The sequence below is a fragment of the Pseudomonas sp. FBCC-B35 genome (genome assembly GCF_059133755.1).
Genome location: NZ_CP101439.1, coordinates 2,424,449 through 2,447,871 on the forward strand (window position 1 = coordinate 2,424,449; position 23,423 = coordinate 2,447,871).

Annotated in this window: 18 protein-coding genes; all 18 read left to right on the top strand. The window is 62.1% G+C overall.

Features of this window, described 5'->3' with window-relative positions:
* The first annotated feature begins 235 nt into the window (after positions 1–235).
* Positions 236–985: a hypothetical protein gene (locus NMB38_RS11170; RefSeq protein ID WP_104926711.1), complete on the top strand. Its 750-nt coding sequence runs from the start codon at positions 236–238 to the stop codon at positions 983–985.
* A 64-nt stretch (positions 986–1,049) separates the two neighbouring features.
* Positions 1,050–1,583, top strand: coding sequence for a type VI secretion system contractile sheath small subunit (gene tssB, locus NMB38_RS11175; RefSeq protein ID WP_028687563.1), 534 nt, complete (start codon positions 1,050–1,052; stop codon positions 1,581–1,583).
* A gap of 14 nt (positions 1,584–1,597) precedes the next feature.
* Complete coding sequence (gene tssC, locus NMB38_RS11180) at positions 1,598–3,100, top strand: type VI secretion system contractile sheath large subunit (protein WP_028687564.1); 1,503 nt, start codon at positions 1,598–1,600, stop codon at positions 3,098–3,100.
* A 32-nt stretch (positions 3,101–3,132) separates the two neighbouring features.
* Complete coding sequence (gene tssE, locus NMB38_RS11185; RefSeq protein ID WP_028687565.1) at positions 3,133–3,615, top strand: type VI secretion system baseplate subunit TssE; 483 nt, start codon at positions 3,133–3,135, stop codon at positions 3,613–3,615.
* The gene (tssF, locus tag NMB38_RS11190) at positions 3,615–5,447 is read left to right on the top strand and encodes a type VI secretion system baseplate subunit TssF (RefSeq protein WP_028687566.1); all 1,833 of its coding nucleotides are present in this window, start codon (positions 3,615–3,617) and stop codon (positions 5,445–5,447) included. Before tssE ends, tssF begins: the two co-directional genes overlap by 1 nt.
* Positions 5,411–6,481 (top strand): type VI secretion system baseplate subunit TssG, encoded by a 1,071-nt coding sequence (tssG, locus tag NMB38_RS11195; protein WP_028687567.1) that lies wholly within the window; start codon positions 5,411–5,413, stop codon positions 6,479–6,481. The genes tssF and tssG overlap by 37 nt, the downstream gene beginning before the upstream one ends.
* Positions 6,478–9,075 (top strand): type VI secretion system ATPase TssH, encoded by a 2,598-nt coding sequence (gene tssH, locus NMB38_RS11200; protein ID WP_104926220.1) that lies wholly within the window; start codon positions 6,478–6,480, stop codon positions 9,073–9,075. Before tssG ends, tssH begins: the two co-directional genes overlap by 4 nt.
* A gap of 74 nt (positions 9,076–9,149) precedes the next feature.
* Positions 9,150–9,872, top strand: a complete 723-nt coding sequence (gene tssJ / locus NMB38_RS11205) for a type VI secretion system lipoprotein TssJ (protein WP_104926221.1) — start codon at positions 9,150–9,152, stop codon at positions 9,870–9,872.
* On the top strand, positions 9,869–11,212 hold the full coding sequence (tssK, locus tag NMB38_RS11210; protein WP_028687570.1) for a type VI secretion system baseplate subunit TssK: 1,344 nt from the start codon (positions 9,869–9,871) through the stop codon (positions 11,210–11,212). The genes tssJ and tssK overlap by 4 nt, the downstream gene beginning before the upstream one ends.
* Positions 11,209–11,922, top strand: a complete 714-nt coding sequence (gene icmH / locus NMB38_RS11215) for a type IVB secretion system protein IcmH/DotU (RefSeq protein WP_028687571.1) — start codon at positions 11,209–11,211, stop codon at positions 11,920–11,922. Before tssK ends, icmH begins: the two co-directional genes overlap by 4 nt.
* A 21-nt stretch (positions 11,923–11,943) precedes the next feature.
* Positions 11,944–15,855: a type VI secretion protein IcmF/TssM N-terminal domain-containing protein gene (locus NMB38_RS11220; protein WP_350025331.1), complete on the top strand. Its 3,912-nt coding sequence runs from the start codon at positions 11,944–11,946 to the stop codon at positions 15,853–15,855.
* A gap of 34 nt (positions 15,856–15,889) precedes the next feature.
* Positions 15,890–16,810: a type VI secretion system-associated protein TagF gene (tagF, locus tag NMB38_RS11225; RefSeq protein WP_494354782.1), complete on the top strand. Its 921-nt coding sequence runs from the start codon at positions 15,890–15,892 to the stop codon at positions 16,808–16,810.
* On the top strand, positions 16,810–19,302 hold the full coding sequence (tssM, locus tag NMB38_RS11230) for a type VI secretion system membrane subunit TssM (protein ID WP_028687574.1): 2,493 nt from the start codon (positions 16,810–16,812) through the stop codon (positions 19,300–19,302). Before tagF ends, tssM begins: the two co-directional genes overlap by 1 nt.
* A 108-nt stretch (positions 19,303–19,410) precedes the next feature.
* A complete protein-coding gene (locus NMB38_RS11235; RefSeq protein ID WP_028687575.1) occupies positions 19,411–19,929 on the top strand; it encodes an Hcp family type VI secretion system effector in 519 nt (172 codons plus the stop codon).
* A 101-nt stretch (positions 19,930–20,030) separates the two neighbouring features.
* Positions 20,031–21,125 carry a type VI secretion system protein TssA gene (gene tssA, locus NMB38_RS11240; protein ID WP_028687576.1) on the top strand — a complete coding sequence of 365 codons (1,095 nt, stop codon included), beginning with the start codon at positions 20,031–20,033 and terminating at the stop codon, positions 21,123–21,125.
* 35 nt (positions 21,126–21,160) lie between these two features.
* A complete protein-coding gene (locus NMB38_RS11245) occupies positions 21,161–21,415 on the top strand; it encodes a PAAR domain-containing protein (RefSeq protein ID WP_028687577.1) in 255 nt (84 codons plus the stop codon).
* Positions 21,416–21,426: 11 nt separating this feature from the next.
* On the top strand, positions 21,427–22,548 hold the full coding sequence (locus NMB38_RS11250; protein WP_042139398.1) for a hypothetical protein: 1,122 nt from the start codon (positions 21,427–21,429) through the stop codon (positions 22,546–22,548).
* Positions 22,548–23,402 carry a hypothetical protein gene (locus NMB38_RS11255; RefSeq protein WP_028687578.1) on the top strand — a complete coding sequence of 285 codons (855 nt, stop codon included), beginning with the start codon at positions 22,548–22,550 and terminating at the stop codon, positions 23,400–23,402. Before NMB38_RS11250 ends, NMB38_RS11255 begins: the two co-directional genes overlap by 1 nt.
* Positions 23,403–23,423: the final 21 nt, after the last annotated feature.

Genomic DNA, 23,423 nt, shown 5'->3' on the forward strand with positions numbered 1-23,423 from the left:
GTACCTGGGAGCTTGCATGTATGGCGTTAAGCCATTATTGCGCAAGCTGGCTAAAGAGAGGAAAAATCGCGCCCCTAGCCGGAACTTCTTCCGCAGTAAGGTGCCCTAGTCGGCATTGCTGGCAACACGATATTCATGTGCCAGCACTCGATTCTGCCGCAGCCTAATGGCGCGATTTCAGGTCCACGCCATTGGCGTTTCAGGACGATCAAACAGGTTCATGGACGATGTACCGATGACACAGACATTCGATGTCGAAGCACTGATCAAGCTGCGTAGCCAGACGCGGGCGATCTCCGATGCGCTGAAGGCGCAGGCGGCGGATTACCTTGCCACTGTGGCACCGCTGATCCGTCCGCAAACCCTGTTTGGCGAATACCTGCAAGGCGCCCAGCGCAGCAGTGGGCGCGAAACCCAGGGCCATTTCCAGTCGTTGATCGAACTTTACGAGCGCATTGGCTCGGCCCCGCCGTTCCAGTTGGTCAGCGAGCTGGAAGTCCCGCTGAACCTGATCAGTACCACCCCCGAATTGTTCCCGTTGGAATACGACAGGGTTCTCGAACAAAGCGGCCAGGTCATCCGCATCACCAGCCCGACGCGCTGGGTGGTGGGCTTTCACGCCTTCGACCTGACGCAGTTTCGCAACGTCATTAAAGACCCTAACCGCAGCAGCGCCGAGCTGTACCGCTTCGTGGTGCACTACCTGGTTTTGTTCTATTGCCTGAGCAAGTCGCCAGGCCTCGGCCGGTTGTTCGAAGGCCTACGCTACGGCCTGAGCTTCGAACGCCTCAAGGGCTTTGGCGACCTGCCGTTCTGCGTTATCAGCTCCCCGGTGCGCTCGGTACTTCCTGACGATTCGGTCATCCGTAGCAGCACGCAGATCGCCGGAAGCACCAGCTTCGAAGAACTGGTGGGCCGCGACAATATTCTGGAAATGAACGACGAAATCCGTCAGCGCCTGCTGCTGACGATCGAAGGACTGTAACGCGCCAGCGCCCTGCAAGGGCGGCGCAATGATTCGCAGCGAATTGCTCGCACTGGAGAACACGATGGCGAAGAAGGAAAGCACCCAGCACAAACTCGACCGCGTCCGCGCACCTCGGGTCCATATCACCTACGACGTGGACATCGGCGATGCGCTCGAAAAAAAGGAGCTGCCCTTCGTCGTCGGTGTGTTGGGCGACTTCTCCGGCAACCCGCTGGAGCCGCTGCCTAAGCTCAAGGACCGCAAGTTCGTTTTCATCGACCGCGATAACTTCAACGGTGTGCTCAAGGGCATCAAGCCACGCCTGACCTACCGCGTCGACAACACATTGGCCAAGAACGGCACGCAACTGGGCGTCGAACTCAACTTCAACACCCTCGAAGACTTCGAGCCACAGAACGTGGTCAAGCAGGTCGAGCCACTGCGCAAGCTGTTGGAAGTGCGTAACAAGCTGGCCGACCTGCGCAACAAGATGGGCGGCAACGACAAGCTCGAAGAGCTGCTCATGGACGTACTGCAGAACACTGAGAAGCTGAAAACCCTCGGCAAGGAATTCGGGCGCGAAGCCGCCGTATCTGTCGACAAAGGCAACGAGTAAGCAGGAGCCAGACGATGACCGACAAGCAAGCGTTGTCCCAACAGGAATCCGATCTGGTCGAAGTCGAGAACTTCGCGCCCAAAGCATCCCTGCTCGACAGCATCATTTCCGAAAGCCGCGTGGCCCGTTCGGAAACCGAGCGCAGCCGCACCCGCGACCTGATCGGCGAACTGGTCGGTCAGGTACTTGAGGGCGAACTGACCCCCAGCAAGGACCTGATCGCCGTGCTCGATGCACGTATCGCTGAGATCGATGCGATGCTGTCTGAGCAGATGAACGAGATCATGCACGCCAGCGAGTTCCAGCAGCTCGAGGCCTCCTGGCGCGGCCTGAAATACCAGGTTGACCAGACAGAGACCAGCACCACGCTGAAGATCCAGTTGCTCAACGCCTCGAAGAAAGATCTGGTACGCGACCTCAAGGCTGCTTCCGAATTCGACCAGAGCGCGTTGTTCAAGAAAATCTACGAAGAAGAGTACGGCACCTTCGGTGGTGCACCCTTCGGTATGCTGGTAGGTGACTACGAGTTTACTCGCAGCCCCGAAGACATGTATCTGCTCGAAGAAATCTCCCACGTCGCCGCAGCCGCCCACGCTCCGTTCATTTCTGCAGCATCGCCGGAGCTGTTCGGCTGGGACTCGTTCACCGACATGTCCGGCCCGCGCGACCTGGCGAAGATCTTCGACACCGTCGAATACGCCAAGTGGAAGTCGTTCCGTGCATCTGAGGACTCACGTTACGTCGGCCTCACCCTACCGCACGTGCTCGGTCGCCTGCCCTACGGCCCAGATACAGTGCCCGTGGATGAGTTCAACTTCGTCGAAAGCGTCGATGGCCGCGACCACAACAAATACCTGTGGATGAACGCCGCCTACGCCCTAGGCACTCGCGTGACCGATGCCTTCTCCCGCTACGGCTGGTGCGTGGCGATCCGGGGCGTGGAAGGCGGCGGCCTGGTCGAAGGCCTGCCAACCCACACCTTCAAGACCGACGACGGTGAAATCGCGCTCAAATGCCCGACTGAAATCGCCATCACGGACCGTCGCGAGAAAGAATTGTCGGACCTGGGCTTCATCCCCCTGGTGCACTGCAAGGGGACCGACTACGCCGCGTTCTTCGGCACCCAGTCGACCCAGAAGCAGAAGCAGTACAACACTGATATCGCCAATGCCAACGCACGGCTCTCGGCGCAGCTGCAGTACATCTTCGCTACCTCGCGCATCGCTCACTATATGAAGGCGATCATGCGCGACAAGATCGGCAGCTTTGCCTCGCGCAAGGATGTCGAGTCGTTCCTCAACGAATGGCTGGCCGACTACGTGCTGCTAGACGACACCGCTAGCCAGGAAGCCAAGGCCAAATTCCCGCTGCGCGAAGCCAGCGTCGAAGTGGTCGAGGTGCCGGGCAAGCCAGGTGCCTACAAAGCCGTGGCGTTCCTGCGCCCGCATTACCAGCTCGACGAATTGACCGCCTCGCTGCGACTGGTGGCCGAACTGCCGCAGTCTACCCGCAGCTGATCGAATACGAGCCAGGAAGGCGTAATTCACCCATGAGCCGTAACTATCAATTAGTGCCAACACTGTTGGATCGCTTGCTTGATGACACTCCTCATCAAGCAAGCGAGGCGGTTTCCAGGCGGTTGTGCTCCCTGGCCGAATACAAGGCCAGCCTGATCCGCGACCTGGAAGTGCTAGTCAACACGCGTCAGTGCATGGTCGCCGAACGTCTCGGCGGCCATGGACAACTGGCTGGCACCATTCTGGAATATGGCATGCCCGACTTCACCAGCAAGGGCGTGCTCAACCCCGAGGACCGGCGCCTGATTCAGGCCCAGCTTGAACGTGCCATCACCGTCGGGGACAAGCGCTTTCGTGCCGTACGCGTACAACTCATGACCCAACAAGTGGGCCACCGCATGCTGACCTTCCGGGTCGATGCCGTGTTGCACCTGCAGGATGCCACCCGCCAGGTCTCGTTCGACGCCGTACTGCAGATCAATACCCAAGAATACAAAGTGCAGAACCTCAACTGATGCTCGACGATCTGCTGCCCTACTATGAAAAGGAACTCTCGCACCTGCGCTTTCTCGGCCAGGAGTTTGCCCGCGAGTACCCGAAAATCGCCTCGCGCCTGCTGATCGAGGGAGACAACTGTGAAGACCCTCATACCGAACGCCTGATCGAAGCGTTTTCGTTCCTTTCCGCGCGCATCCACAAGAAGCTCGATGACGAGTTTCCCGAAATTGTCGAAGCCTTCCTTGAGGTGCTGTACCCGCATTACCTGCGCCCGACCCCGGCGCTGTCAATTGCCGAATTTTCCGCCGGCAACCGTTCGCAATTGGTGGCGCGCTACGACATCGCCCGTCATACCGAAGTCGCTTCACGCAGTGTCGATGGCGTTGCCTGCAGGTTCCGCACATGCTACCCCGTGCAACTCTGGCCCGTGACCGTGCAGGAGGCCTCATTCAGCGAGCTTGAACGTTCTGTGTTCAACGGCCACAGCAGTGACCTCGTAGCGCACCTGAAGATCGGCTTGGTAGCCACCACCGACCTGCATTTCGGCCAGCTCGACATTCATTCGCTCCGTTTCTTCCTCGACGGTGAAAGCACACTGATGCTGCAGCTGTACGAGCTGCTATTCAACAACCTGGCCAAGGCCACCGTCAGCTTTATCGAAAACGGCCAGCGCCGGGAAATCGGTCTGCCAGCCGATGCCTTGCAGGCCGTCGGTTTCGAGCAGGATGACGGCCTGGTGGACTACTCGGCGCGCTCGTTCGCCGGTTACCGCCTGCTGCACGACTACTTCACCTTCCCCGACAAGTTCATGTTCTTCGACATTGGCGGGCTCAAGCGTGCCCTGGCTGGTCGTGACGCGCAGACCATCGCGCTGAACTTCTACTTCTCTCACTTCGAGCTCGGCGAGCGCCTCTCTCGGCTGGCACAGAATCTGGGGCGACACAACTTCAAACTTGGCTGCACACCGATCATCAACCTGTTCAAGCAGCAGGCCGAACCTATAAAGCTGAGCCACACCCAGCATGAATACCCCGTCACACCGGATGTGCGACTGCAGGGAAACGCCGAAGTGGTGTCAATCGACCGTGTGCAGCGCGTGCGCAAGCTCGGCGGGCGGGACAAGGTCAGCGACTGCAACCCGTTCTTCGAACCCCGCGGCGACCTCGGCTCGGATGCCTGCTACTGGATCGGCCGTCGCCAGCCGTCACGGCGTGGCAGCCAGAGCGGCACGGACATGGTGATACGTGTGGTGGACCGGGAACTGGACCTGATCGACAGCAGCAGCGATACCCTCAGCCTCGCCCTAACCTGCAGCAACCGCGATCTGCCGCAACTGCTCAGCTATGGCGGCAGCCAGAGTGACCTGAGCCTGGACCAGGACAGCGTGGTCGACACCATCCGCCTGTTGCGCAAGCCCACCGCCACCGCGCGCGTGCCACTGGGTGACGGCCTGATCTGGCGGCTGATCTCGCACCTGTCGCTGAACCATATGTCGCTGGTGGCGCAGGGCAAGGAAGTGCTGCAGGAAATGCTCAGCCTTTATAACTACCGCCGCGGCCTGGCCGTACGTAAGCAGATCGGCGGGATCCTGTCGATCAAGAGCGAACCGGTCGTCGCCCGCATAGGCCACCCCCGCCCAAACTTCGTGCGTGGCGTGGGCATCACCCTGGAACTCGACGAAAGCCAGTACATCGGCAGCGGGGTGTTCCTGTTTGGCAAGATCCTGGACCACTTCTTTGGCCAATATTGCACCGTCAACAGCTTCACCCAACTGACCCTACGCACCCGCCAGCGGGAAAAGAGAATCGTACAATGGCCACCCAGAACCGGCGATCAGCCACTGGTCTGATCGACCAGGCGCGTGCCCAGCCCTACCGGTTCGAATTTTTTCAACTGGTGCGGCTGCTGCGCCTGCACTACAGCAGAGCGGGACGTATCGACCCGGAAACCCGGCCGCATGACGACCCGCTGCGCTTCCGTTCGCAGCTGTCGCTGGCCTTCCCGGTCAGCGAAGTCAGCGACCTGAAGTTCGAGCGCGCCGAACGCACAAACGCAAACGATCAACCGCTGTCGGAGGTCCAGGTCACCTTCATGGGCCTGGTCGGCCCGTCCGGGGTGCTGCCACGGCCGTACACCGAGCTGCTGATCAACCGCCACATCCAGCACCGCGACGATGCCGCGCACGCATTCATGGACCTGTTCTCCCATCGCATGGTCGCGCAGTTTTACCAGGCCTGGCAGAAATACAAATTCCACATCGAGCACGAACGCAAAGGCAGTTCGGACTTCGAGCGCTACCTGCTGAGCATGGTGGGATTTGGCGAGCAGGCCCGTCAGCGCAAGTTTGCAAGCAGCGATTCGAGCCTGCGCCATGAACTGTTCAGCTACTTCGCCGGTTTGTTCACCCAGCGCCCGCGCAACCCGCAGAACCTGCAAGCGATGCTCAGCTTCTACTTCGCCCTGCCGTTCACCCTGCGCCCATTTGCCGGGCGCTGGCTCAAGCTCAAACCTGAGCAGTGCACGCGTCTGGGACGGCAGAACGCCCAGCTGGGGCTGAGCAGCGTGATCGGCAATCGCGTGTGGGACTACCAGTCGTGCGTACGGATCGTAATCGGCCCGCTGGATCTTGCCGACTACGAGCGTTTTCTGCCCGGCACCCAGGACTACCACAAGCTGGTGGAGCTGGTGCGTTTTTACCTGGGTCCCAGCCTCGACTTCGAGCTGACTCCCCAGCTCAAGCCCGACGCCGTGCCGGTAGCCCGACTGGGGCGTAAAGGGGGAGTGGCGTTGGGCTGGCTGGGCTGGCTCAAACGCCCTGGCAGCCAGGTCGGACCCGCGCGCTGCGGCATTTTTAGTATTCCTTATGATGGGGTCTCGCTGTGAACCTTAAGTCACTGTTTGCCAAGCTCAACGACACCTGCCGCAGCGCCACGGAAAGCGCCGCCGCGCTATGTCTGGCCGAGCGTCACTATGAAGTGGATATCGAGCACGTCCTGCTGCAACTGCTTGAGGGCGATGACAACGACCTGCGGCCGGTGCTGCGCCACTATGATGTGGTGGTCGAGCGCCTACAGTCACAGCTGGCCGATGCCTTGCAGGGCTTCAAGACCGGTAATACCCGCACCCCGGCGCTGTCGCCACACATCACTCAGTTGATCGAGCGCGCCTGGGTGCTGGCCTCGATCGAATATGGCACCAGCCAGATCCGCAGCAGCTACCTGCTGCTGGCCCTGCTCGACGACGCCGATTTACGGCGTTTGCTGCTGGCCAGCGCAGCTGAGCTGGACAAGATCAATGTCGACGACCTGCGAGCCAACCTCCAGGTCTTGACCAGCGCCAGCGGCGAAGCCCAGCAGGCCACAGCCTTGCCGGCCGACAGCAGCGCTCCTGCCCCGCTGCGCGGCGCGGGCAAGACCCCAGCGCTTGACCAATACACCGTCGACCTGACCCGCAATGCTCGCGAAGGTCGGATCGACCCGGTGCTGGGTCGCGAATTCGAGGTGCGGCAGATGGTCGACATTCTTACTCGTCGGCGCCAGAACAACCCGATCCTCACGGGTGAGGCCGGTGTCGGCAAGACCGCTGTGGTCGAAGGACTGGCACTGCGTGTCGCCGAGGGCGACGTGCCAGAGCCGCTTAAGGGGGTGGCCATCCACACCCTCGACCTAGGCTTGCTGCAAGCCGGTGCAGGCATCAAGGGCGAGTTCGAGAACCGCCTGAAATCGGTGATCGAGGAAACCAAGCGCAGCGTGCACCCGATCATCCTGTTCATCGACGAAGCCCATACCCTGATCGGCTCCGGCGGCCAGGCCGGGCAGAACGATGCCGCCAACCTGCTCAAGCCGGCACTGGCGCGGGGCGAGCTGCGCACCATCGCCGCGACCACGTGGGCCGAGTACAAGAAGTACTTCGAGAAGGACGCTGCCCTCGCCCGCCGCTTCCAGGTGGTCAAGGTCGAAGAGCCTGAAGAAGACCAGGCCATCTACATGCTGCGCGGGCTGCTGGAGAAGATGCAGAGCCACCATCGGGTGGCAGTGATGGACGACGCACTCGTGCAGGCGGTACGCCTGTCCAGCCGCTACATCACCGGCCGGCAACTGCCGGACAAGGCAGTCAGCGTACTCGATACGGCCTGCGCCCGGGTCGCTCTGGGGCAGACCTCGCAGCCCGGCCGCCTTGAAGACTGCCTGCGCCTGGTCGATAACCTGCGTACCGAAATCGACCTGCTGGAGCAGGAACAGAGCAAGGGCAGCGACCACCAACGCCGCCTTGGGCAGCTGCGCGAACAGATCGAGCAGGCTGGCCAGCGCCAGCAACGGCTGGAACAGCAATGGCAGCACGAGTTGGAACTGGTCAAGCAGATTCATGCCTTGAGCCAAGACAGCGACAGCGATAACCGCGCCGCACTGGCCGAACTGCGGGAGCAGCTGGCCGATGTCCAAGGCGAAGAACCGCTGATCCATGCGCTGGTCGATGGCGCCACCATCGGTGAAGTGATTTCGGGCTGGACCGGCATCCCCCTGGGCAAGATGCTGCGCGACGAGATCGACACCGTGCAACGTCTGCCTGCGCTGATGGCCGAACGTGTTCTGGGCCAGGATCATGCCCTGCATGAAATCGGCAAGCGCATCAAGATTTCCCGGGCGCGCATGGAAGATCCGAACAAGCCGATTGGCGTATTCCTGCTGCTTGGCCCCAGCGGCGTCGGCAAAACCGAGACCGCGCTGGCCCTGGCCGATACTCTGTACGGCGGCGAGCGCAATGTCATCACCATCAATATGTCGGAGTACCAGGAAGCGCACACCGTCTCCAGCCTCAAGGGGTCGCCACCCGGCTATGTCGGCTACGGCGAAGGGGGCGTGCTGACCGAAGCGGTACGGCGCAAGCCTTACAGTGTTGTGCTGCTCGACGAGGTGGAAAAAGCTCACCCGGACGTGCTCGAACTGTTCTTCCAGGTATTCGACAAAGGCGTACTGGACGACGGCGAAGGGCGCGAGATCAACTTCCGCAACACTGTGATCATCTTGACCTCCAACGTCGGTACCGAACACATCATGCGTACCTGCCTGGGCGCCGACCAGGTACCGGCACCGGCACAGCTGGTAGACGACCTGCGTGACCAGCTCAATGGCGTGTTCAAGCCTGCTTTTCTTGGCCGCCTGAGCATCGTCCCCTACTACCCGGTGCAGGACGCCATCCTGGAGCGCATCGTCGGCCTAAAGCTGGAGCGCATCCGTCAGCGTTTCGAGCGCAATCACCAGGCCCAACTGCACTTCAGCCCGGCGCTGGTGCCAGCGATTGCGGCACGCTGCACTGAGGTCGACAGCGGTGCGCGCAACATCGACAACATCCTCTCGGGCAGCCTCATGCCGGAGCTGGCTGAACAAGTACTGGCACGCATGGCCGCAGATCAGCCGATCACCAGCTTGCGCATCGACCTGGATGAAGCCGGCGGCTTCGCCTACAGCCTGGCGTGAAGGTGCGGACGTTGAAGCAAGGACCATCAGCAGCGCACCGGGCGCTGCCAGAGCAAGTTTTCAGGAGCAGGACGATGGGCAGGATACTGGGTGTACTGATCATGGCCTCGGCGCTTGGCGCCTGCGGCATTACTGACCGCGTTGGCAAGCGCGTCGACGACACCTGGGCAGGCGACATGCTGTTCAGCAGCGACGAAAAAGTGGTCCTGATCATCGACGGTGGCAATCAGCTGAACCCGGACGTGACCGGTACCCCATTGTCGGTGGTGGCGCGCGTCTACCAGCTCACCAGCCTTGATCGATTCATCGCCAGCGATGCCGACACCCTGCTCGACCACCCTGAGCAAGCGCTGGGCGAGACTGTGCTCGATACCCGCGAAACCGTTGTGCTACCGGGTATTGGCAACGTCCAGGAGTGGCCGTTGGCCAAGCAGGCGCGCTATGTCGCCGTGGCCGCTTTTTTCCGTGACGAAAGCGGTGGGCGTTGGAAGATGGCTTTCAATGCCGACGCCTTCCGCAAGGACGGCATCTTCTTCTCGCCCGAGGGCGGTCGGGTGCTGCTCAACCTCAACCAGATCACCGCCGAACGCGGCCAGGATGTGCTCCAGCTCCCGGCCCAGCAAGCCGTCGCCACCCAGCAGCCGGCACAGCCGCTGGAAACAGAGCCTACCGTCGGCCAGCAACTGCAGGCCAAGGCGCTGGACGCCGCCCAGCGGGCCGCTGGCGATGCAGCCGAGCAATCGGCCAAGAAAGCCATGACCAACGTGTTCGATTCAGCACTGGAAGGTATCCAATGAGCAACAAGAGCCGTGTGATGTGGTCGGAAGGCATGTTCCTCCTGCCCCAGCACTTCCAGTATCAGGACGAGTTTCACCAGCACCAGCTGGCTCAGGCAACCTTGCGTTCATCGCCTTTCCATTGGGGTGTGCAGACACTCGAAGTCGATGAACAAGCGCTGAGCAGTGGCGTGCTGCAGCTCAACCGTCTGCACATGGTGTTCCCCGATGGTTCGGTGTTCGACGCCCCGCAACATGACCCGCTGCCGGCGGCGCGCGACCTCAAGGACGTGTCACGAGGCGCGGGCCTCAAGGTTTATGCCGCACTCAAGCTGGCCGAACCCTACAGTGCCAACTACCTGGAAGATGGCGCCGAACGCCAGGGAGCCCGCCGCTACCGCAAAGCGTTCGCGACCTTGCCCGACCTCAACGAAGGCGACCTGGAAAACGAAATCACCAGCCTGCGCCTGAACGTGGTGCTGCTGGTCGATGGCGACGCACTGGATGGCTACAGCTACTGCCCGCTGCTGCACCTGCAGCGCAATAACGTCAACGCGTTTAGCGTCGACAGCCAGTTCGTCCACCCGGCCTTGCACCTGGGCGCACATGAAACCCTGCTGACCATCGCCCAGCGGTTGCTCGCCCTGCTACAGAGCAAGAGCGAGACGTTGTCCGGGCGTCGCCGCGAACGCGCCGACCAGATCGCGGAGTTCGGCTCAAGCGACGTCAGCCTGTTCTGGCTGTTGTACACCGTCAACCGTGCTCACCCGGGCCTTGCGCACCTGCTCCAGCACCCGCGCCTGCACCCGGAACAGCTGTATCGCTTCCTCGCCGAACTGGCCGGCAGCCTGCTGACCTTCTCGCTCAATGCTCGTCTGGACGACATCCCGGCCTACGACCACCAGGACCCGGCCGCTTCGCTGCTCAAGCTCGACCGTCTGGTACGCGAACTGCTCAATAGCGTTGTGCCGAACCAGTACATCCCGATTCCACTGGACCAGACCCGTTCGTCCTATTATGTCGGCCGCCTCAACGACCCGCGCCTGGTCGACGCCGACTTCTACATCTCGGTGCACGCCGACATGCCCGGTGCTCAGGTGCTTGAGCTGGTACCGAGGGCCTTCAAGATCGGGTCCCCGGAAGACATCGAGGTGGTGGTCAACACGGCCATGCCGGGGGCTACCCTCAACCACTGCGTACGCACGCCCAATGCGATTCCGGTGCGCCTGGACAACCAGTACTTCGCGATCGAACCCCACGGACGGGTGTATGAACGCATGATGAGCGCCCACGCCATCGCCTTCTACGTCCCCAGTGCCTTCAAGAACCTCAAGCTCGAACTGATGGCGGTGCTCAAATGACTGTTGCCGTAATGCCGGGCGGCGTGACCGCCGTCGAACAACCCTCCACCCTCAAGGACATGGTCAAGGACTTCCTGACCATGGCGCTGATGATCCGCCGCGGCAACAAGGTGGTCGATGTGCAACGCTTGCGTGCAGGTGTCGACGAGTTCTTCCCAGCCCTGGAGCGCGATGCACGCCGTGCAAACTACAGCGTCGAGCAAGTCAAGGACGTGCAGTACGCGCTTTGCGCCTTCCTCGACGAAAGCGTGCTGAACGCCGGCCCCAGTGAAATCCGTAATCAACTTGAGATCAACCCGCTGCAGTTCCAGTACTTCGGCGTGCACCTGGCCGGCCAGGGCTTTTTCGACAAGTTGGAGGCCTTGCGTACCGACGTAAAGCGCAACCTCGACGTGCTTGAGGTTTACCACCTGTGCCTGGCCCTGGGCTTCGAAGGCAAGTACAGCCTTGAGCAGAAAGACCAGCTGCGCTACATCGCCAATACCCTAGGCCAGGACATCGCCCGTCACCACGCGCCACGCAAGGCCCTGGAACCGCAATGGGCGCTGCCAGACCAAGTGTCGCAGATGCTGCGCTATGAAGTGCCACTGTGGCTGTACCTGGTACTCATCGCGCTGGTATGCGGGGCGGTCTACCTGACCCTTGATTGGTTGCTAGGCAAGGAAGTCGCCGCGTTGGCGGAGCAGGTCCGCCGGCTGTTCGGCGTTTAACTCGAGTACGGTCAGGAAGACATGAAAGCACTACTGCGCTGTTTGAAAAATTTCTGGTTTGCCTTGGCACTGGTCTGGGCGATCGGTCTACTGAGCTGCTGGTTTGCCCTGCCGCGCTGGCAGTTCACGCCTGAACAGGTGTATGTGGCAATGACGCTGTTCAGCGCCGTGTGTCTGCTGCTGATCGTGTTGCGCCAGTACCGCCGTATCCGCGCAGAGCAGAACATCGAGAGCTTGGTGCAGCTGGAAGTCGACCGCTCACTAGGCGCCGAAGGCGAGTTCCGCGATCAGCACGTACTGCGCGAACGCCTCAAGCACGCCATCGCCATGTTGCGCTCGGCGCGCTCGGCCGGGGGGGGTGGTGCCTCGGCGCTGTCGGACCTGCCTTGGTACCTGGTAATGGGCATGTCGGCTTCGGGCAAGACCTCGCTACTGACCCGCTCCGGGCTCTCGGCCTCAATCGCCGGAGCTCAGGCCAGCGGCCTCGACAGCGGCACTCAGCACTGCGACTGGTACTTCAGCCCCGAAGCGGTGCTGATCGACACCGCTGGCCGCTACCTGCGCGATGACGCCTCGGCCAACGAGTTCGCCTCGTTCCTCAAGCTGTTGCGCAAACAGCGCAGCAAGCCTGCGGTGAACGGCTTGGTGCTGGTGGTGAGCCTGCCGGAAATCATCTGCGCCACTGTGACCGAGCGTGAAGCTCTGGCAGCGCGCCTGGTCAGCCGCATCGACGAATACAGCGAGTGCCTGGGCGTTAACCCGCCGCTGTACCTGGTGCTCAGCAAGACCGACCTGCTGCCGGGCTTCAACCAGACCTTCGAGGGCCTGGACAATGTCCAACGCCAACAACCGCTGGGCATGACCTTCCCGCTTGCCGAGGTGCGCAACAAAGGCCTGCGCAGCGTTGCCGAAGCCCGCTTCGCTCAACTGCTAGGTAGCGTGCGCGAGCACGTCGACCACCAGCTGATAGCCGGCGGCAACACGGCCAACGTCGAACTGCTGCAGTTTCCCAGCTACTTCGCCGAGCTGTCGAGTGTGCTGGGTGGATTCCTCGAACAGTTCGAGCGCACTGCCGACGGCCGCACCCCACCGATCGTGCGGGGAGTGTATTTCACCAGCGCGCTGCAGACCGACGAACAGCTGCCACCGGTCTACGAAGACGCGCTGGGCGCCCATTATGCCCTGCAAGCCAGCGAACGCCCGCCGTCAAACAAATCGACCAACAAGATCGGCGACAAGAGCTTCTTCATCACCGAAACCTTCCGCCAGGTAGTGTTCCCCGACCGCAACCTTAGCCTGTACTACTCGCGCAAGGGCCGTACCCGCGCCATCACCCCGGCTCTGGCCGGCGCTGCGGCGCTCGCCGGCGTCGCCCTGCTGGCCTGGGAAGGCGTGTCGTTTCACAACAACCGCCAGGTACTGGCCAGCATCGGTAGCGAGCTGAGCGAACTGGAACAGGCCCCCGACCAGGCCGAGCGCCTGGCATCCGGGCAAGCCATGGAACAGCTGCGCCATTATCTCGGGCAGTTTGAAGGCTACGACAGCGAGGGTGTACCGCTGGCATTGGGCGCCGGCCTGTACAGCGGCGCGGAACTGCTCAGCCCGCTGCGCCAGGCCTACCTGCAGCAACTGCGCACCCAGGCCCTGGAGCCAATCGGCAAGCAACTGCAAGTGCAGCTGCGTGCGCTCAACCAGTTCGCCGAAACTGTCGACCGCACACCACTGGCCGACACCGGCAAGCGCCGCGCGTCGAAGGCCCAGGCAGCGGATGCTGCGCCAGGCAAAGGCGTCAAGGTATTCAAGGCACCGGCCGCTGCAGCACTGACGACCCAGGTTCCGCGCAGTGGCGCGCAACTGGCGGGCCAGGTGCAAGCCGCCGCCAGCGAAGCCGGTCAGGACGGCCGCCGCCGCGCCCTCGATGCGCTGCATGAAAAGGCCCGTTCAGTGTCCAGCGCCGACCCGTCTGAAGACACCGCCCTGACCGCCGGCCTCTCGCTCTCCGAAGACAGCCTCGGACGCCTCAGTGAGCAGCAGGTGGCATCGGTGATCGAAGCCTACAGCGCGCTGAAGCTGTACCTGATCCTGACCCGCCCGCAAGAACACCCGGATGCCGATTTCGTCGCCGCCGAGCTGCCGCGCGCCTGGGCCCAGGCCGCGCAGGCCCAGGGCCATGAGGCAGACCTGGCGCTCGTTGAAGCCAACAGCGCGCTATACGTGCGCTACCTGCAACAGGGCACAGCGCCCGCCCTGCGCCGCAACGAACAACTGGTCAGCGACGCCCGCCAGAGCCTGCGTTCGTTCATGATCGCCAGTTCACTGGTCGACCGTGAGTATCTGCGCCTGCAGCTGGAGTCCGGCCGCCAGTATCCGAACCTGACGTTGGCCGACATGGTACCGGCCAGCGGTCGCAACCAGCTGTTCTCCGCCGAAGCCGTGCCGGCCTTCTACACCCGTCAGGGGTGGGAAGAATACGTGCAGCCAGAGCTGATCAAGCTACTCTCGGGTGACCTGCGCAATGATAGCGACTGGGTGCTCGACGGCGAAGGCGGCAACGGGCTGGTGCAGAAGGCCAACTTCATGCGCGAGCTGCTGGCCCGCTACAAGGCTGACTACGCCGAAGCCTGGCTCAACCTGCTCGAAGGTGTTGGCGTGCGCCACTTTACCGACATGGCCAACGCCAACGAGCGCCTGGCGGTGCTTAGCGACGTGCAGAACTCACCCGTGAAGAGCCTGCTGGCCGCCGTCAACCATAACACCGACTGGGACCAGCCAACGCAAGCGTCCACCACCTCGGCCAGCGCGGCTGAAGACAGCTTCTGGGGCAGCATCAAAGGTGCGTTCAGCAGCCAGGGCGCCACGGTGGAAAACGTCGTGACGCAACTGCCACGTGTTGGTGACGGCAGCCTGGCCAAGCGCTTCGAACCGGTCTCGCGTCTGTTCGCCGCGCAGAATGCAGAAGGTGCCGACAGCACCGTGATGGACCGTTACCTGGCCGCGCTGCGCAAGCTCAAGGTGCGTCTGAGTAACATTCAGCGCTCGCAGGATGTAGGTAAGAACAGCAAGCTGCTGATCAGCGAAACCCTTGAGGGCCAGCCCTCGGAAGTCACCCTTGTACGCAACTATGTCGAGACCAGCGTCGACACCTCGGCCGGCAAGCTGTCCGGCGCCCTGCTGCGCTTGTTCAACTCGCCGCTGCAGTACACTTGGGAAACCCTGCGCGATCCGGCCGGGCAACAGATCGCCAAAGCCTGGGCGCAGGAGGTAGCGCGCCCATGGCAGCAAGTCATGGCGCACCGTTACCCGATTGTCGCCGATAGCAATAACGAAGCCTCGGTCAAGGACCTGCAACGCTTCGTAGACCCCGAGAGCGGCCTGCTACCAGCCTTCAAGCGCAATGAAATTGGCAACCTGGCCGGTGGCGAAGGCCTCGGCATGGGCACTGGCAAGAGCAATAGCCCGCTGGTAAATACGAAAATGGTCGACAGCATCGACAAGGCAAGCTCCGTCGGCCAGGTGATCGCCAGCCTCTCGGACCGTGAAAATGGCTTTGAGATCATGCTTGAGCCATCGGCGCGCTACACCGACATCATTTTCACCCTGGATGGCCAGGAGCAGCACTACCGCAACGGCCGTACCAGCTGGAACCGCTTCGCTTGGCCCGGTAGCAACAGTAGCCCGGGTGCGCGCCTTGACGTTGTCACCCTGGAAGGCCAGCGCATCAACGTGTTCGACTACCCTGGCCGCTGGGGCTTGCTGAAGATGAACGACAGTGCCCGGGTCATCGACTTGGACACCGTGCAGCAGCGTTTCACCTGGCAATCGGTGGCCGGCCCGGTAAGCCTGGTGGTACGCAACTACGGCGGTGTGAAGATGACCGACCTGGCTCAGGTCAAGGCACTCAGCGTGCTCAACGACAGTGCGCGGGTGAACTGATGCTAAACCGTACCCTGACAGGGATACCTGGCCAATGATTGGATGTTTCGGCAAAGTCCCAGCCAGTGCCGACTTCGTTAGCCTTAACGGCGCCTTGCCGGAGGTTTGCGAATTCGACCTGTGGCTGCAAAACGCCCTGGGTCGCATGCAGCCACAGGCCGACTGGCGCGAACGCTTCGATGCTCTGCCGGTGTGCTTCTTCTGCTACCGCACCCGCACCGGGCAATGGCTGCTCGGTGGCTTCATCAGTTCACGCGATACCAGTGGTCGACGCTACCCATTCATGGTGTTCCAGAGCATACGCATGGACCACGATGCGCGCTTCGTCAGCCCGCATATTCTTTGTGAGCTGTTCGCAGGGCAGATCAAGCCGTTGCTCATGCAGGCCGCCCAGGGTGCCGATATGGCCGAGCTGTTCGGGCAGATCAAAGCCATGCGCGGCTGGACCACCCGGGACCTTGACCTGTATCGCCGGGTGCACGAGAAGTTCCTTCACGACTTCAACCTGCGCGACGTGGCCCGTGCGCTGCGCCACAGCTACCCGGAGTTCGACACCCAAGCCGGGATGGCCAGCCTGTATCGTCTGCGCACCGCCCTGCAGCAGGCGCACACGGCGCCAATCTGCCTGCCGCTGCCGGCCCAGAGCGGCCTCAAACGCCCCATGGCGGACCTCTGGTGCACGCTGCTGTCGCACCTGCGCGGCAGCGCCGGCATGCCCGACGTCAGCGTGCTGGTGGACAACTTCATGCGCCCTGGGCTGCTGTGCTTTGCCTCCCGTGGCAGTGATGAGGTTTACCGGCTGCTGACCGGCATTGCCGATTCCAGCGAACGGCATGACCTGCTGGACCCTTTGCCGTACCCATCGAGCGGCAGCCCCCTGACACTGCCGGCCGATGACCTGGCCCTGAACGATTTCATAGCGCGCTTTGCCAGCGCGCGGGACGAACAGTATTGATGAACAGGCTCAAGTACTATTTCTTCAAATATCAGCCTTACGTGCTGGGTGTGGTGTTTTTCCTGGCCATCTTCCTAGTCTGGACGACAGGCATGGCGCTGGGTTTTGCCTCGCTCGCCAGCCTGCTGGCCGGCATCGGCGTGTTCGTGCTGCTGTCTGCCCTGTATGTATTGCTGATGTACCGCGGCGTATCCCAGCACCATGACCTGCAGGCATTGCTGCGAGAGGATGCCGACCAGGCGGTGCTCAACGCCAATCCACAAGACCGCGAGGAAATCAGCCTGCTGCGCGAGCGCCTGCTGCAGAGCATCGAGCGCCTACAAGGCAGCAGCAAAGGCGGTGCTAACAAAGATGCGCTGTACGCCTTGCCTTGGTATCTGGTGATCGGCCAGCCGGCTTCGGGCAAAAGCACCATGCTCTACCAGTCCGGCCTAACGTTCCCGTACGCCGAGCGCGAAGGTGCCCGGGTCGCGGGCCTTGGCGGCACACGCAACTGTGACTGGTTCTTCAGCTCCGAAGCCGTGCTGCTCGACACTGCCGGCCGCTATATGAACAACCAGGAAGAAGCCGGCAAGTGGCGCGCCTTCCTCGGCCTGCTGCGCCAACATCGCCAGCGTCGCCCGCTCAATGGCCTGATCGTCGCGGTCAGCATCGAAGACATCCTGCACGCCGGTGCCGATGGCCGCGAACGCCTGGCCAAGCGCCTGCGCGAGCGCATTCAGGAGGCCCACGAGCTGCTGGAATTGCGCTTGCCGATCTACCTGGTGTTCACCAAGTGCGACCTGCTGCCGGGCTTTACCCACTTTTACCGTCAGCTGGATGCGCACTTACGTGACGAAGTGATGGGCAAGACGTTCAGCCACGAGGGTTTCGAGCAGTCAGACTGGGGCACGCGCTTTGCCGCGGCCATGAACGAACTGGTCGGCCACTGGCAGGCACTGGCAGACCATCAGCTGCTGCAACAGGACATCCAGCTGACCCGTCGTGACCCGGCCGCCTACCGCTTGCCGCTGGAGCTGGCAGCGCTCAAGCCGCTGCTCAACGCCTTCGTCGCTGACCTGCTGCGGGCCAACCCCTACCAGAGTGCCGAGCTGCTGCGTGGTTTCTATTTCACCAGCGCCCTGGATGCCGACGAACCAGCCCACGGCCGCTATGCCAGCCATGTGCGCGACCGCTTCGCCCTGGCTGCACCGGGCAACGACGCAGCAGCCGACAGCCAGACCGAGCCGCTGTTCATCGCCAGCCTGTTCCGCAAGGTGATCATCCCCGACCAGCACCTGGTGGCGCTGTACACCAGCAACCGCCGCGAGCACCGCCGCAAAGCGGCATGGGTGGGGGCTGCGAGCCTGGCCGGCCTGTTACTGTGCGCAGCCTGGGGCTGGTCTTACAGCAACAACAAGGCAGCGATCCAAGCCGTGGCTGCCAACCTCGACAGCGCCCGCCAGCAGGATGCTGCCGCTCCCCGGCAATACACCGCCTGGAACAGCCTGGACCAGTTGCGCCAGGCCGCTGCCGAGCTGTATGCCCGCCACCGCACCGATGGCGTGCCACTGGCCATGCGCATGGGCCTGTACCGCGGCCATGACATCGAGCCGTTCGTGCGCCAGGCATATTTCGCTCAGCTGGAAAAGGTGATGCTCAAGCCCACCGCCGACAATCTGACCCGTTCGCTGTACCTGCTCAGCAGCATCAAGATCTATCAGCGCAACGCCCCACGCCTCGAGACCGTGAGCGGTATCGACAGCGTTGAGCCTCGGGCCCTGCCGGTGGACAACCGCGCGCAGTCGGTAGCCACCTTCGGCCAGACCACCCTCGATACCTACCTGATGCTGTCCAAGGCCCAGCGTGAACAGGCCCAGCCGGCAGTGCTCAAGGTACGCATCCCAGATTATTGGTACCCGGCTATCTACAAACAGGTGCCGCGCCCGGCCGGGCAGTCGGCACAGGCTTCCGGCGAGGGTGAGGACTACCAGTTCGCCGGGCGCCAGATCGCCTTCTACAGCGACCAGATCCGCGAGCCGGACGTGCCGCGCATCCTCAATAACGCGTTCCTGGTGTCCAGCTCGCGCAACTACATCAACAGCCTGCTGACCCGTTCGCTGCGTGCCATCGAAACCATCACGCTGGAGTCCGACACCTTGTTCGCTTTTGGCCGCGCCGACTTCCAAAGCTTGCAAACCGCCGGCCAGCGACAGCTCAGCAGCATCGCCAACAAACTGCTGAACACACCCAATGTTGGCAAGATCGTGATCACCGGCCATGCCGATCAGATCGGCGATCGCCAGAGCAACCTGCAGGTGTCCCGGCAACGGGCGCAGACCATCAAGACCTACTTGGTGGGCAAGGGCCTGCCAGCGGAACTGGTCGATGCCGTGGGCGCAGGCAGCGACAAACCCTTGGTGCGCTGCAACATGCAAGCGCCGCGCGCCGAACTGATTCAGTGCCTGGAACCTAACAGGCGTGTAGAGATCGAGGTCCGGGCACTTGATTGAATGCCCGGTCTCAACACGACGCCTGCGGCGGGTCTGCAGGCGTCACAATCAGGGCAGGTCCAGGTACTGGATCAAGGAAGCCCTTTATACCTATGGAGAAATGTAGACATGGCATTTGACGCTTACCTCAAGATTGACGGCATCCCAGGCGAAGCTCTGGATGACAAGCACAAGGACTGGATCGAAGTACTGGGCTACCAGTATGGCGCTACCCAGGCGACCTCGGCGACCGCCAGCTCCTCCGGTGGCGCTTCGTCCGAACGTGTCAATCTGAGCGATTTCACCATCCGCAAGTACGTCGACAAAGCCTCTGCCAAGGCCTTCGAAGCGTGCTGCAAAGGCCAGCACATCAAGGAAGTGGTGCTGAACGTGAACCGTGCCGGTGGTGACAAGGTGACTTACCTGACCATCACCCTGGAAGAAGTCGTGATCTCCTCGGTCAACTTCCTCGGCAACCTGCCGCTGGACGGCGAAGCCAAGGCTGAAAGCGACTTGCCGATGGAGGAGATCAAGTTCAACTTCTCGCGCATCAAGACCACCTACACCCAGCAGAAGCGTTCCGATGGCGCCGGTGGCGGCAAGGTTACTGGCGGTTGGGACCGTTCGCTGAACAAGGTCTACTCCTGAGCCTGACCTGAGCTGGCGCCGATAATGGCCAGCTCGCCAGGGGGTCTCGTGCCTGCAAGGGCACGGTGACCTTCCTTTCACCTTCGCACACAGAGCCGTCCATGCACGACATTCTCGACGACCTTTCGCTGTCTGCCCTGCGTACTCCGATTGACGGTGGCGCCGGCGAGGACCTGAGTTTTTCCAGCTTGTTCGATCAGATCAAGGAAGCGCGACGCGCCGATCCCGAATACCTGACCCAGGGCGACTGGCAGACTGACCTCAAGCAGGCCGACTGGGAGCAGGTGATCCAGCTGGCTGCCGTCGGTATCACCGAGCACAGCAAGGACCTGATGCTGGTGGCCTGGCTGAGTGAAGGCCTGGCTCACAGGAAGCAGTTTCCGGGCATCCGTTTTTCCTTGGCGGTGGCGCAAGCCCTGCTGGAAGATTTCTGGGACACGCTCTACCCCTCCCTCGACGAGGGTGAAGACGAGCGTGCTACCCGCCTGGCGTGGTTGACCACTACGCTGACCGAGGTGGTCCGCACCCTGCCGATCACCCAAGGGCAAGGCTACAGCCTGCTCAAGTATGAAGAGTCGCGCCAGGTCGAGAACCTGGCCCGGCAAAACCCCTCGGCCATGCACCAGGCACTGGAAGATGGCAAGATCAACGCCGAACTCTTCCAACGCTCGGTGGTGATGACCGATACCGAGCACCTGCACGTTTTGCACGCGCAAATCAGTGAATGCCTGGGCGCCTGCCAGCAACTGCAGACCACAGCCGATAATGCGTTCGGCCATGACGCGCCGAGCTTTCTGCCCCTCAACGACGTGCTTGTGCAGGCCCGACAACTGGTGGAACGCCTACTCAAGGAGCGCGGTGTAGAGTTGGCACCCGCTCCAGGAGCGTCAGCCGAAGAAGCAGCACAGCCCGAACTGCCGGCAGCAGCCGGTACGGCCCCGGCCGCTGCACAGCTTAGCCACAGTGCCCCGTTGCGAACCGTACCGCTGAACCGTGAAGAAGCCTTCACCTTGCTCCAGGGCGTGGCGCAGTTCTTCAAGCAGACAGAACCGCACAGCCCGGTGCCCTACCTGGTGGAACGTGCCATCAAGTGGGGCAACATGCCGCTGGAATCCTGGCTCAACGATGTGATCAAGGACAGCAGCGTGGTTGATGGCATTCGCGATGTGCTCGGCACCCTGCAACCTCGTGACTGATTTGTGGTCCTAGCCGGCTGAAAAGGAGTTTCGACATGCGTCCGATCATTCTTTTGAACGACCCTACCGACCGCGGCGGCATGGTTGTGCAGGCCTCCTCATCGACCCTGGTCAACGGCCGCGCCGTGGCCAGGCTCGGCGACAAGGTGATGTGCCTGCACGGCGCCTGCGTGATCGCCAGCGGCGACACCTCCACCCTGGTCGACGGCATGCCGGTGGCCCGCCATGGCGACAAGACCGCCTGCGGCTCCAGCCTGATCGCCACCAACAGCGACACCGGAATACTGTAAGGACTGCCAGCATGTTGAAACCCTTCGCCCAGGGCCATCGTTCGTTGTGGGACGTGATCGGCGAGCGCCGCGAGCAAGCACAGCGCCTGGCACCCCCACCACGCCCGCGCGCCGAGTACGACACCACCCGCATCGGCCTTAGTGATGCCTGGGTGTGGCTGCCTAACCTGAGCCCGGCCGACGCCAAGGCAGGCAAGGCGCTGGGCAGGGTAAACGCCGACTTCGAGCACGACCCGCGGCTGGTCACCCCGGCCGGCCACCGTCATACCGTGCGGCGTATTCGCGCGGGCAGCGCGCGTGCCGAAGTCAGGATTCTGCCCAGGGCCCTGCAGCTGCTGCAGGCCATGCTCGGCCAATGGCACGACTTCGCTGGCGGCCTGGACTGGGACCAGACCCAAGTGGTGGTGTTCGCCCCCACCGGCATCGACGCCGACCCCTGGCTGGATGCACTGCTCGAAGTTTGGCCGTTCGACTACTTGCCCGGCCACGGTTTTAGCGCCCCCGGCCAGACCTTCGCCACCTGGCTGCCGTGGGCCCAGTGCAACGAGCTGGAAGCCGCCAACCTGCTGTGCATCGGCATCGACAGCTGGGCCACGGTGGACCGCGCGGGGAGCGTGAAAGGCGAACGCATGGCCGGTGAAGCGATCGCGGTGCTCAACCTGCAACGCATCGACCTGGCCAACCCCGAGGGCAATGCGCGCTGGCAGCTGCACCCTGCGGTGAACCACGCCCATGGGCCTCGGGCGCTGTTGCCGCGCAAAGGCTGCGGTGGCCTGGAGCAGGTGAGCGAGCAGCTGTGCGAACAGGCCGGCATTGCCTTGACCGACGTGAAAGGCCTGGTTACTGACGGCCACCACGACGACAACCGCCTGGAGCACCTGTACCAGTTGCTCTACACCCACCTGCCCGACTGCGACATGCAGCAACACGTGATCGGCCATGCCCTGCTGGCGGGTGAATACGCGCCGGGTATCAGCGAAATGAGTGCGCTGGCGCTGGCGTTGCAAGCGGCCAACAGCCTGGAAGGTGCAGTGCTGGTGATGGATCGGCATGCATCGACACAGACCCAAGGCTGGTTGCTGGGGCCGTTGCAGGCGGTGGTTGCCGAGCAGCGACCGAGCGAGGGCGTTTGATGATCAAATACGCCAGTTGTGCATTTTTCCTGCCGCTTGCCGGGTGTGGGGACTCGAACACGAATGTGGAAAAGCCCTCCATACGATTCGAACTGGACGCGCCTGTCGAGAATGCCTTCTCGGGCTCATCTGTGCAGTTTCAGAAGGACTGCATGGTAGGGCTATGCATGTACAAGTACTCCTTGGCTTTCAGCGAGCCCCTTCGAGCGGACCTGGAAATGGTTTCTGACGCAGGCAGCTTAAAGTTTGACGACGTAGTCAGCACAAAGCTAACTACATTTGAAAGCGATATTGTGACTAGCGCCAACGTAACGTTAGGCGGTGTGAAAACGGATGCCGAGCACACTGAAGCTATGATGTATCACGCCCAATTGCTCGACAAATTGCGAGCAGAAGGCTGGCGTCGATTCATCCTTCAAGATGAAGCCCGTATACCAGGCACCGAAGCCCAGAAATTCAAACCTTACTACGTCTTGGATAAACCCGTGGGCACAGGGCCTTGGAATGATCCTGAATTGAGGTTGACCCAGGAAGCGTGGTTGTCGAAGCGGACATTGAGCAATTGGTATTTGCAAAAGGACGGCGTCTACCTGGTGCTCCGTGTACTGCGTTGGGATAGTGAGATTGTGCCCGAGAAGAAAGCTTCTTACCTGTTCACGTTGGAGTTCGAGTCAGAAAGTGAATTCTACAAAGACTACTTCGAAGGCGATGACCGTGAGCATTGGTCAACCCTCCTCCCCGCCGAACTCAAACGCATGGCCCAGGAACGCGCCCAAACCGGGGCACGCCTGAAAAAAATGGGCATCGCCATCGATGAGGACTACCAGGACCCGCCCATCAAGGCCCTGGAATAACCACCCGATCAGCCCCCACTC

Bases quoted from the DNA above. Each gene is read 5' to 3' on its own strand.
- NMB38_RS11170 (WP_104926711.1), top strand. From the start codon at position 236: ATGACACAGACATTCGATGTCGAAGCACTGATCAAGCTGCGTAGCCAG.
- tssB (WP_028687563.1), top strand. From the start codon at position 1,050: ATGGCGAAGAAGGAAAGCACCCAGCACAAACTCGACCGCGTCCGCGCA.
- tssC (WP_028687564.1), top strand. From the start codon at position 1,598: ATGACCGACAAGCAAGCGTTGTCCCAACAGGAATCCGATCTGGTCGAA.
- tssE (WP_028687565.1), top strand. From the start codon at position 3,133: ATGAGCCGTAACTATCAATTAGTGCCAACACTGTTGGATCGCTTGCTT.
- tssF (WP_028687566.1), top strand. From the start codon at position 3,615: ATGCTCGACGATCTGCTGCCCTACTATGAAAAGGAACTCTCGCACCTG.
- tssG (WP_028687567.1), top strand. From the start codon at position 5,411: ATGGCCACCCAGAACCGGCGATCAGCCACTGGTCTGATCGACCAGGCG.
- tssJ (WP_104926221.1), top strand. From the start codon at position 9,150: ATGGGCAGGATACTGGGTGTACTGATCATGGCCTCGGCGCTTGGCGCC.
- tssK (WP_028687570.1), top strand. From the start codon at position 9,869: ATGAGCAACAAGAGCCGTGTGATGTGGTCGGAAGGCATGTTCCTCCTG.
- icmH (WP_028687571.1), top strand. From the start codon at position 11,209: ATGACTGTTGCCGTAATGCCGGGCGGCGTGACCGCCGTCGAACAACCC.
- NMB38_RS11220 (WP_350025331.1), top strand. From the start codon at position 11,944: ATGAAAGCACTACTGCGCTGTTTGAAAAATTTCTGGTTTGCCTTGGCA.
- tagF (WP_494354782.1), top strand. From the start codon at position 15,890: ATGATTGGATGTTTCGGCAAAGTCCCAGCCAGTGCCGACTTCGTTAGC.
- tssM (WP_028687574.1), top strand. From the start codon at position 16,810: ATGAACAGGCTCAAGTACTATTTCTTCAAATATCAGCCTTACGTGCTG.
- NMB38_RS11235 (WP_028687575.1), top strand. From the start codon at position 19,411: ATGGCATTTGACGCTTACCTCAAGATTGACGGCATCCCAGGCGAAGCT.
- tssA (WP_028687576.1), top strand. From the start codon at position 20,031: ATGCACGACATTCTCGACGACCTTTCGCTGTCTGCCCTGCGTACTCCG.
- NMB38_RS11245 (WP_028687577.1), top strand. From the start codon at position 21,161: ATGCGTCCGATCATTCTTTTGAACGACCCTACCGACCGCGGCGGCATG.
- NMB38_RS11250 (WP_042139398.1), top strand. From the start codon at position 21,427: ATGTTGAAACCCTTCGCCCAGGGCCATCGTTCGTTGTGGGACGTGATC.
- NMB38_RS11255 (WP_028687578.1), top strand. From the start codon at position 22,548: ATGATCAAATACGCCAGTTGTGCATTTTTCCTGCCGCTTGCCGGGTGT.